The sequence below is a fragment of the Leptolyngbya sp. AS-A5 genome, assembly GCF_039962495.1.
In the GTDB taxonomy this organism is placed as follows: domain Bacteria; phylum Cyanobacteriota; class Cyanobacteriia; order Leptolyngbyales; family Leptolyngbyaceae; genus Leptolyngbya.
Map to the genome: position 1 here is coordinate 1 of NZ_JAMPLL010000066.1, position 10,201 is coordinate 10,201.

At 44.8% G+C, this 10,201-nt stretch carries 8 protein-coding genes; 6 read left to right on the forward strand and 2 right to left on the reverse strand.

Features of this window, described 5'->3' with window-relative positions; translation table 11 throughout:
• The first annotated feature begins 121 nt into the window (after window positions 1-121).
• From NC980_RS25710 to NC980_RS25735, 6 genes are all read left to right on the forward strand, one after another.
• Window positions 122-1,255, forward strand: coding sequence for a tyrosine-type recombinase/integrase (locus NC980_RS25710; RefSeq protein ID WP_190375024.1), 1,134 nt, complete (start codon window positions 122-124; stop codon window positions 1,253-1,255).
• The gene (locus tag NC980_RS25715; protein WP_190375025.1) at window positions 1,212-2,801 is read left to right on the forward strand and encodes a tyrosine-type recombinase/integrase; all 1,590 of its coding nucleotides are present in this window, start codon (window positions 1,212-1,214) and stop codon (window positions 2,799-2,801) included. Before NC980_RS25710 ends, NC980_RS25715 begins: the two co-directional genes overlap by 44 nt.
• The gene (locus NC980_RS25720) at window positions 2,785-3,627 is read left to right on the forward strand and encodes a DUF6262 family protein (RefSeq protein ID WP_190375026.1); all 843 of its coding nucleotides are present in this window, start codon (window positions 2,785-2,787) and stop codon (window positions 3,625-3,627) included. The genes NC980_RS25715 and NC980_RS25720 overlap by 17 nt, the downstream gene beginning before the upstream one ends.
• 394 nt (window positions 3,628-4,021) lie before the next feature.
• Window positions 4,022-4,951: a helix-turn-helix domain-containing protein gene (locus NC980_RS25725; RefSeq protein ID WP_348254085.1), complete on the forward strand. Its 930-nt coding sequence runs from the start codon at window positions 4,022-4,024 to the stop codon at window positions 4,949-4,951.
• Window positions 4,952-5,114: 163 nt separating this feature from the next.
• Window positions 5,115-5,606, forward strand: coding sequence for a hypothetical protein (locus NC980_RS25730; RefSeq protein WP_190375028.1), 492 nt, complete (start codon window positions 5,115-5,117; stop codon window positions 5,604-5,606).
• Between the two features lie 2 nt (window positions 5,607-5,608).
• Window positions 5,609-6,688 carry a serine/threonine-protein kinase gene (locus NC980_RS25735; protein ID WP_190375029.1) on the forward strand — a complete coding sequence of 360 codons (1,080 nt, stop codon included), beginning with the start codon at window positions 5,609-5,611 and terminating at the stop codon, window positions 6,686-6,688.
• Window positions 6,689-7,320: 632 nt separating this feature from the next.
• Here NC980_RS25735 and NC980_RS25740 read toward each other — a convergent pair.
• Together NC980_RS25740 and NC980_RS25745 are read right to left on the reverse strand one after the other, a co-directional pair.
• Complete coding sequence (locus NC980_RS25740; protein WP_348254086.1) at window positions 7,321-8,364, reverse strand: XcyI family restriction endonuclease; 1,044 nt, start codon at window positions 8,362-8,364, stop codon at window positions 7,321-7,323.
• A 77-nt stretch (window positions 8,365-8,441) separates the two neighbouring features.
• Window positions 8,442-9,935, reverse strand: coding sequence for a site-specific DNA-methyltransferase (locus tag NC980_RS25745; RefSeq protein WP_348254087.1), 1,494 nt, complete (start codon window positions 9,933-9,935; stop codon window positions 8,442-8,444).
• Window positions 9,936-10,201: the final 266 nt, after the last annotated feature.

The window sequence follows — 10,201 nt, forward strand, 5'->3', positions numbered from 1 at the left end:
AGTTAACAACAGTTCTTTTCTTTAATTATTTATAGTAAACAACAACAAATATTAGGACAAACATCCTATTTTGTGGAATAATAACTGAAAGCTGTTATTTAGCGTCTTCAGTGTCTACAAAGTGAAAGTACAAAAAGTCAGGCTTTTATCTGAGCAATTGACATGGATGGTGTTGGGAGATGATTTCCTACCAGTTGAGCCGATCGAAGAATACTTGAATTATTTGCGAAACGTTGAGCGATCGCCCCACACGATCAAAGCGTATGCGTTTCACCTCAAACTGTACTGGGACTACCTGCACGATCGCCACTTAGACTGGACAGCCGTGAGTGTCGTGGAACTAGCAGATTTCATGTCGTGGCTCAGAAGTCCAAGCCCAATCGATGTCGTTTCGATGCAAGAGCAGCAAGCAAAGCGGACAGAATCGACGATCAATGCGATTTTGACCGCTGTATGTATGCTCTATGATTTTCATGAGCAAGCCGGAAACGCACCGCATATTCCGCTTTACCGATCGCGCGTCATGCCAGGACGACGATACAAAAGCTTTCTGCACCACATCACTAAAGGCAAACCTGTTAGAACTCGGCTGCTCAAGCTCAAAGTTCCAAGACGCGCTCCCAAAACGTTCCCAGACTCGCAAATGGAGCAACTCGTTTCTGCGTGCGATCGCATCCGCGACAAGTTCTTACTCTGCGTTCTGGCAGAAAGCGGAATGCGAATCGGACAGGTGCTGGGATTGCGGCACGAAGACATTCAATCCTGGGACAATCAGATTTTGGTGATTCCACGCGACAACAACGCCAACGGCGCTCGTGCAAAAAGCAAAAACCCCAACACAATCCATGTTTCCAAGGAGTTGATGGGGTTGTACAGCGAGTATTTACAAAAAGAGTTTATGGAAATTCTGGGCGACAACTTTAGCGATTACGTGTTCGTCAATCTGTGGAAAGGCGATCTGGGTTCCCCGATGACCTACAACGCCGTGATGGATTTGTTTAATCGACTCAAAAGGAAGACGGGAATCGCAATTGCTCACCCCCATATGTTTCGACACACTCATGCGACCGCGTTGATTCGAGAACGCACAGAGATGGTGTATGTGCAAAAGCGACTCGGACACGCCAGCATCCAAACCACCAATGACATCTACGTTCATGTCAGCGACGAGGACATGAAACAGGAATATCACAGATATTTGGAGCAAAGAAATGAAATTAGCAAAACGGAAGAAGAACCTCCCGACTCCGATTGAGCCCGCTCTCTGCTGCCCGAATTGCGGCAGTGACCAGTATCGCAAAAACGGCAGGAATAAGTCATCGAATCGCACTCAGATTTATCTGTGTAAACAGTGCCATCGAGACTTTACGCCTTCAGAACCCGTAGCGTTCTTCGTCGTCGATCCACAATCCGAGTATGTAAAAGACGTTTGGGATTGCCGCCGCTTGGGATTGCAAGATGGAGTCGGCAGATCGAGCTATAAGCTCAATTTCACGCAACTGAGTCAACCTTGGCTAAAGGACACCGCCAAGCTGTTTCTCAAGGTATGCCTTAGTTCGATTGAGTTTTCATCAGCTCAAGAAAAGCTGTACTCGTTGAGACGCTTATCGCGGTTTCTTGTTCAGGCTTACCCGGACATCGCGCCACACGAAATCAATCGAACGATCATCACTGAATTCACGATTCATCTCGCCAGCGCTCGTCTCGCTCCAATGACTCGTTATAAAGTTCTGTGTGATGCCAAGCTGTATTTCGATGCGTGTTATCAGAATGAATGGCTTGATGTCAGTAGGTATCTAGTCCGTCAAGAGGACTTCCCGAAACGTCCAAAACACAAGCCGCGTTATATCCCCGAAGAAGTGATGCAGCAGCTCAACCAACACATCGGCGACTTGGCTGAGCCAGTGATGCGAATGGTGCTGGTGCTGCAAGAGTGTGGGATGCGAATTTCTGAACTGGTTAATCTAAACTTTGACTGCCTACTGCAAGACACGACTGGCGATTGGTTTTTGCGGTACTACCAGTTCAAGATGAAAAAGGAAATCACGATTCCGATTTCGCGTGAAGTGGTGCGGGTGATTCAGGAACAGCAGCGTTACATTCGCGCTCATCTCGATCCGCAGTTCAAGTATCTCTTCTGCTCGAATGGCGGAGTGCGGCGACCGGGATTCAAGCCTGTCCCTCGCGTGATGGCGCGTAAAACGCTTCCGGCTTATCTCAATTCCTTAGCCGAGCAACACAACATCTGTGACCAGAACGGCAAGCGGTGGCACTTCCAGACGCACCAGTTTCGCCACACAGTCGGAACGCGCATGATCAATAACGGCGTACCGCAGCACATCGTTCAGCGCTATCTCGGTCATGAGTCACCAGAAATGACAGCGACCTACGCTTTCATCCACGACCAGACCATGAAAGCCGAAATCGCTAAGTTTCAGGGCAGAGTAGTGAACATCGCGGGTCAAGTCATGGAACCGAACGACATCGAAGCCGATGACGACGAGTTGCAGTGGTTTAAGCGCAACATCAGCGCTCAGGCGCTTCCGAACGGTTCCTGTGCTTTACCGACAATTTCTCAAGGATGTCCACACGCGAATGCTTGCCTGTCTTGCACTCATTTTCGGACAACTGTTGAACACCTAGGCGAACACAAAAAACAACTCAGACAGACCGAGAAGATAATTGAAAAGGCGACCGCGAACGGCTGGGTTCGTCAAGCCGAGATGAACGAGACGGTTAAAACCAATCTGAAAAACATCATTGCGGGACTGGAGGGCGAAACCGATGACGGTAAAGCGTAACACGGATGGTTTGCGTCAAAACGCTCGGAAAAAACGACAAGAAGCGCTCGACAAGGTTGAACAAGGAATTCGACAACTCCTTAAAGAAGGAAAGACTGTTAACTTCAACACAGTTTCTTTAACTGCGGATGTTAGCAAGGCTTTCCTGTACAAGGAAGTCGCGATTAAAGAGCGAATCGAACACCTGCGCCAGCAGGGTTCCGCGAAGAAGGAACCTAAGCAGAAAGCCTCAGATGCATCTAAAAATGCAGTTATTCAAACTTTGCGCGACCGCATCAAGGCGTTAGAGGCAGAGATCAGGGACTTGAGAAAACAAAACGAGGTATTTGGTGCACAGGTTTTGAGGGCAAGAAATCTAGATCAGCAGGTAAGCGGACTGCAAAGAGAGAATGACCAACTGCGTCAGCACCTGGTCTCAACTTATCAAGCAGACATTAACGAGTCTGACAATTCCGACCTCGCTGCTGAACTTGTCAAACTTGGTGTTCAACTGAATACGACGATTAAACGAGCCGTTCAAGAAGCGCCGAAGGAGGTTCTATCAAAGGCTCTAGAATCGCTCAAAGAGGCAAGTGTAGAGCGACGAGTCGAGAATCCGTCAGGTTTCTTCTACCGCGCTGTAACAGATGCCTGGAAACCTAACGAGGAATATGAGCAAGGAAATAGTAACACTGCGTTTAATGAGTGGTATCACCTAGCGCATGAATTTGGATTGGTACAGGCTGCAACTCAGATCGAGGGAATACAGTGCGTTTTAATGGATGGTAAGTGGATCGCTTTTGAAGAGGCAGCCAGTAAGTATCCCTCAGAACACTTTAAGAGATAAACCTAGAACTATAAGATATGCGCTTAGGAGCTAACACCCTATATGTAGCGTCTTTTGTCTACTCATGTCTCTGCGGCACTAAATAGGTTGAAGGATATTGTCAGCTTTTAAGCTTCACCTTAGACGGCCGTCAAAAAACTTATATTGCACGATCTCGGTTGGAATGCTACGATCCAATCTGAAAAGGCGGTGTCCTCGTCAAAGTTCAGCCGCCTCTTCATCTCTATTCTTTGACCCCTTGTCTTCACAAAGGAGGCCATTTTTCATGTCTAATTATATCTCAAATGGTCAGATTGACAATAGGGCTGCTCCAGATCCAGTGTTGAAGCTGGATCTGGGTGCAGTCCGATACCCGTGGCTTATCCCTGTAATGCCCTCTAGAGCAGCTCCCACTATGTCGCTTTTACCACCGCACCAATCAGCACCCACCGCACGCTGTATCGGTCTAACCCAAAAAGATTGTCAAATTATTATAGAGGTTAGCAAAGCGCCGAACGGGATATCGACCAAAAATCTGAGTGAACTCACAGGTCTTTCCAGGTCAACAATCGGGGAGAAAGCAAACAAAAAACTGAGTGAGGAAAGGAGATTCCTGACTGTTAGAGAAATTCCCAATTCCAACTCTAAAATACCTGCTGCGAAAGTCTACTCCTCTTCAGGAAATGTTACTGAGGAAGAGCTTCAGTATATTGTTCAGTTAGCTCAGGAGAACCAGACTTATTCCTCCAGCTTGACTACATTAAGCACGAGCAGGGAACAAGAGCCTACAACACATCAGGATTTAGACAATGCACGTTCTGTTGCTGAGGCTATTCAGCGGATCAAATCAGGATATCGCCAACCCCACTTGAGGTTATTAGCAGAGGTTGTCAGGCTTGAAGAAGTATCTACAAATCAGTTGATAGCCTTAACTGGGCAGTCAAAACAGACGACTCATTCGAGACTGGAAAAATTAAGGGAAGTAGGAATACTTGATCGGCAAAGACGCAATACTGGCAATGCGTCCGAGTACGTCTATTTTCTTGCGCCAGGTATTAGCAGCGCAGGGGTGCTTGAAATACTCCGCAACGAAAATCTGGACAGTTTTGAGTTCACATCACCTTCAGACAACTTAGATAAGCAAACCGAGGTTAAAGAAATGGCTTCTCCCTCCAGCCAGCCTACAAATGAGGTTTCGGGTAAATTTCAATCTTCCAGATTTGATAAGTTGGCTGAGAGATTGCCTGAATTTGATCCAACCTGGAGTGACGACCTCAAGCAGAAGTGGTTCACTTGGTATGACCGTCTCCTGTCCGCGGAAGACCTTGGGGCAAAAGAGCGTTGAAATTCAATGAAAAAAGACAGCGATTGTTGGTCGCCGCCTTTTTCGTGGGGAACGCAGGTGCCAGTCCGCTCTCCTAAAGCCGGGGCTGAGGATTTCGATTATCCTGTTCTCCACACTGTTTAGGTTTAATTCTAATGCAAACTTCGTAGTAGTTTTCTACTTCATGACCGCTCAAAAACAAACAAAAGCTATTGGCTTCAGAGTTGAAAAGGATGCAATCTACTGGAGTGTTGTCGCCGGAACAAAAAATGAACCCATCCTTCTAGCGTATAGAAAGATGAAGGCCCCTGCAATCTATGCGGATGAAGAAGCTGCTAGATTAGGCTGGTTTCGAGGACAGGTGTCAGACATTATTAATGAACACAAACCGAAATCAGCTATGATTCGGTATCCTGAAACAAACTCTCCTGGTGGCGTAACAAACAGTACACGCGAAAGATTGCGACTTGAAGGTGTTGTTTTACAACTGCTTTATGAACAACGAGTTAAGACTCTAACTGGGCCTCTTGTTACAATAGCTTCCAGTATTAAGCTTGAACTAAAATCAGTCAAGAAGGAAATGACTACTGAGGATTTTCGCGGACTTGATTTGTCAAAATATACTGGTATAGCCAGAGAATCTATTATCGCTGCCGTAGCTGCTTTGGAGGAATAGCTGTGCAAGTAAGAACTGAATTGTACTATCACAAGACACGCAAGATAGGAATTGGAGAAGGAATGAATTCTGAGGTCTTTGAAATACAAGACAGTCAACTAGGTGGCAGATTGGTCGCAAAGGAAATACCGATTGTAGATCTCCAAAATTCAGTTCATGATTACTTTGCTGAGGCTAAAGCTATGTTTGCCTCAGCGCACAGAAACATTGTTCCTATTCAATATGCTGCAACAAGGGATAATACACATGTTTGTTTAATCATGCCCTATTTTGCTCGCGGCTCTCTTCAATCACATATTTGCTTTAATCCCCTACCTCTCAAGCACCTAATCAACTTAGGGCAAGAAATTCTAACCGGGATATCCCAGATTCATATGAAGGGCTATTTGCATCTTGACATAAAGCCATCTAATGTTTTGTTCTCTGATAGTGGAGTCGCCATGGTTGCAGACTTTGGACAGGCGAGAGCCATAGGTAGTAACGGTATAGTCACAAAGCTGCCTCCAATGTATAGCTATGCAATGCCTCCTGAGGTTTTGACCCAAAAATTTGCATCCATTGAATCAGATATCTACCAAGTAGGTTTGACGTTGTACCGCGCTGTGAATGGGGATTACATGTATCAACAGCAACTCCCTCGAATGACATGTCTCAAAGACGTAGAAGAGTTACAGCATGGAATACTGTCGGGAACCCTGCCAGATAGAGCAGCCTTTCTGCCTCACGTTCCTGCAAAACTGAGAAAGGCTATCAAGAAAGCTATTGATCCAATCAGTAATAAACGGTTTTCTTCTGCCATCAAGTTTCAGGAGGCTTTAGGTCGTATTAGCCTGACATGCGATTGGAATACTCAGATTAATCCAGAAACAGGTGAAATTAATTGGAAAGGCTGTCGTCGGGACAGAGCAGACTTAGTTGTTAATCTATACCCAGTCGAAGGTACCGAAGATTGGAGTGTTCAGATTTTCACGGAACGTGAATGTACTAGTCGTAGAGGAGCACACAAAGAATTCTGGATCGATAAGGTTTCCCTGAAGGAGGCGACTACGCATCTAGAGACGTTTTTTCAGAGTCTTGTGTAAGCACAAGGTATTTGCCTTGAATCTTCCAGTTCTTGTTTTGATTTTCTTTAGAGACTTTCTCCGCGCGCTCCTCTAAACAAACCTGACAATAAGGGTTTTCTCGCCAAGATCTTGGTGAGACGTGCATCATCTCACTTCTGCAATACTTGCATCTTCTAATCAGCTCTAACATTAAAGGGCTCCGGTTGAATATACTCCATCCGTAATTTCATAAATACAAATGTACCTCACTACAAAGTAGCACTTTGTGGGCTGTTAATCCTAAATCTTTAGATTCCAAGGGTCTATTTAAATCCCTTAATCGTAGCAGTTTTCGCAACTAAGATTAAGGGATTTATCAATAAATAACTGTTATAGATATATTCACAAAGTAAAAGCTAGGTAGGATAGGCGTTTCAGAGACTTAACTCTAGAGAAGATTAAATTGGGAACGGTAGAAGCCGATATTGTAAATTTAGTAAATGTTGATGAAAAGATCCTGCCAATGACCGTTCTAGTCATTGGCGACGGGTTTGTTCCAAAAATGACTAGGCGTTCTCTGAATTGAGCGTAGAATCGCCTGTATTTTTCATTTGTTTAAAGTGGGCAATTTTCGCGATCGTTTCTCAGACTTTTTGCCGTCTCGTCCAATCTCATGAATCGGAAAGTAGTGAAAAAACTTGTTGCATAAACAAATTATAAGACGCGGCACCTTCCTTAAGAAGCTCTGTCAAGTTGTAGTACGAGGTAATAAGTGGGTCTTGTTTGATGCGTGTCTGGACTTCGGGTGTGATACAACTTGCAATTAAGAGGGTCGGAACACCTGGTGTAATACGTCTTGCTTCCTCAAACGATTTCTTCGCTGCACCGTAGCGTTCTAATGCGCCCGCGGGGTCTGCACCTCCTTTGACCTCCACAGCACAAACTGTTACGCCATTGGCATCAAGAAGCGAGATATCGGGATCACTAGAAAAAAGAATTGAGGTTTGATTTGTTAGTAAGATGCCGCGATATCTGTGAAGATTGCCAATCTGCTCTTCTAGCTTTCTAGAATCGTAGTGCTCTACTGCTGTACCTGTACGTGAAATAAATGCGCTGAGTAGACTGCGATCTTTTGCTTCGTTTATTAAAAGTCGCTGTACAACTTTTTCGGCTTCTTCCCCAATTGCGTTGCGCCAAGAACCATCTATTTGTGCGCCAGTTGATGCTAGCAGCATGCCATGTAGCTCTTCTTTTGTCAGGCTTTGTATGGACGCATCAACGATAAGAGTGATATGTTCATTGAAAAGCGTTGCTAATGCAAGGGCTTGCTCAAGACTCAAAGAAATTTGATTGTTAACGTCACTCTCTATTTTTTTAACATCGATCTTAACAAGGTATTTGACTGCTTTTTGTGAAAGTGCAGCGAGATTTCGGTAATACCCTAAGAGCGGAGGATGTTCCCGTAGCAATCTAGGATGACAAAAAACCTGAAAAAGATGTAGATTACGATGAGTGTTGACGTAGCTAAAAGCTTCTTCCCCAACTCCCCATTGCTGCCGTTCCTCCCAACTATACAAATGCTCAACAGAAGTTAATCCTGCGACCATAGAAGGGAATGAAAGGGTATTGTACTCTTTGAGTTTGCGGTAAAAGAAAGTTGACCGCAACCGATAATTGATCCTGTTAGCCTCAGCCAGCAAGGCTTGCTCTTTCATACGGTTTTTTGTTTTTCTACTTAGTGCTTTTTTGTGACCTGTTCTTTTCATTCACTTAGGTTGCTCACATCATGCAGCTATTTTTCCCATATGTAGACGCATTTTCTCAACTCAGTCCGTCCGTGATTACCCATCTGTTGGCTGCTGTTTCCCTTACCTCGCCCCAACGTCCAGATGTAGCGGGCTGTTAGCCCAAATTTTTCAGCCATATCCGATAGAATGAGGTCTACAGGAACTTCCTCGCCAGCATAACGAACATTATCATTGACCATCGCAATTATTCCCCCTGGTTGAAGAAGGCGTGCAAGTTCATGAATTACAAAACACATTTCATAGAAATAATTTCTTACAAGCCGTGGAATATTTGAATTATTGAGCACTCCAGTATCACGGTAGGTATCCAAGATGGAAAGAACTTCTTGTAAGGCTTCTTGGTGATTAAAAACTTCTTCAATCCGGCGAAAGTTGGCATCACGTCCTATCTGCGTATAATACTCGTGAAGCTGTGTCCGTTTGTCACGATTCTCTACCGTACAGGAGAGCATGTCCTGTCGCAGTTGCTTAACTTCTTCATTGCCATAACCTAAGTAGACAAGCTCTAAAGCGTAGGTGCGCGTATAATCGTATCGATTGGCATAAGGTGGAGATGTCAAAACGAAATTTACGCTATTATCGGGTATCGTTGGTAACAATTTAAGACATGAGCCAGTTGAAATAATTGGTGTCGGTCTGGATGCTTGCTCTATGATGTCTTCTTGAGAAAGGGAACGTTGATTAGGTTGAACGATTAGATCATTGACCATCTGATTCAGCTTGTTTGAAATCGCTTCTCGAAAGCTGAAAATATATCCTTTGTTAAAGGATTTCTTTCCCTGAGCACGCCCCGAACGAGCGTCCCAGCGCAGGTACTGTCCATCTTTTCGTGTGTAGCTAATGTCCTCCAAAATGCAGAATGCCGCGTAGAGAAGAAGATGCTGGATGTCTAAATTCGATACATGGCGCTTGCAAAAAACTATATAACCAATTAGTTGGCGCTCCTCTGCTTGAGAATAAGCACCGGATGTAATCGCAATATGCTTGAAAGCGAACTGCTCATCGTAATGTTCAGCAAAATCTACAAAAAGGATTTGCGCTACCGCTTCTTGAAACGCTTTGACATCTATTCGTTCTACTGCTAGGCGAGCTTGCATGGCATAAATTCCAACAGGCAAAACCTCAAAGCCCTGTGTTTCCCAGCCCAGTTCATTAGCTGCAAATAGAGCGGAACCCGCCCCGGCGAAGGGATCAAGAAGTACACCAGGTTGCGGCATAAGCTCTTTCAGCAAATACTGGACGAGTTGGCGAGAGAAGCCTTCCCTGTATTTGAACCAACCGTAGAAAGGAGTCTGTTTATTTGCTTGAAAGCTGACTAAGGTTCTGTCAAGACTGGGATTATGGATTAGCCTATCTCTAAATCGATTGAACAAAGTCTCCCGCTTCACTCTTGAAGCTTTAGTCGCCGAAGTAGGAATGACATCATCTACCAGATCAATTTTAACAGTGGCGTTTGATGCGCTACTCAAGTCAAACATACCTCTTGACATAAAGATTCTGCCTTTCCGTCAGTGTACTAGCTAGGAGTTTTGATGAATGTTTCACCGTAGGCGGACAGTATATCATTTCGCTCCGCTCACACTTGACGGCTGGCATTAATAACTCACCAGTGAGCTTGAAACGATTCCCAGTTAGCACCGGGATAGCAGATTCAAATGTCTACGTCATAGAACCTACAGCGTAGACATGTACATAAAGTAAAAGCTAGTTTTCAAGGCATTTTCAGCGATTTAGCTGTAGATAA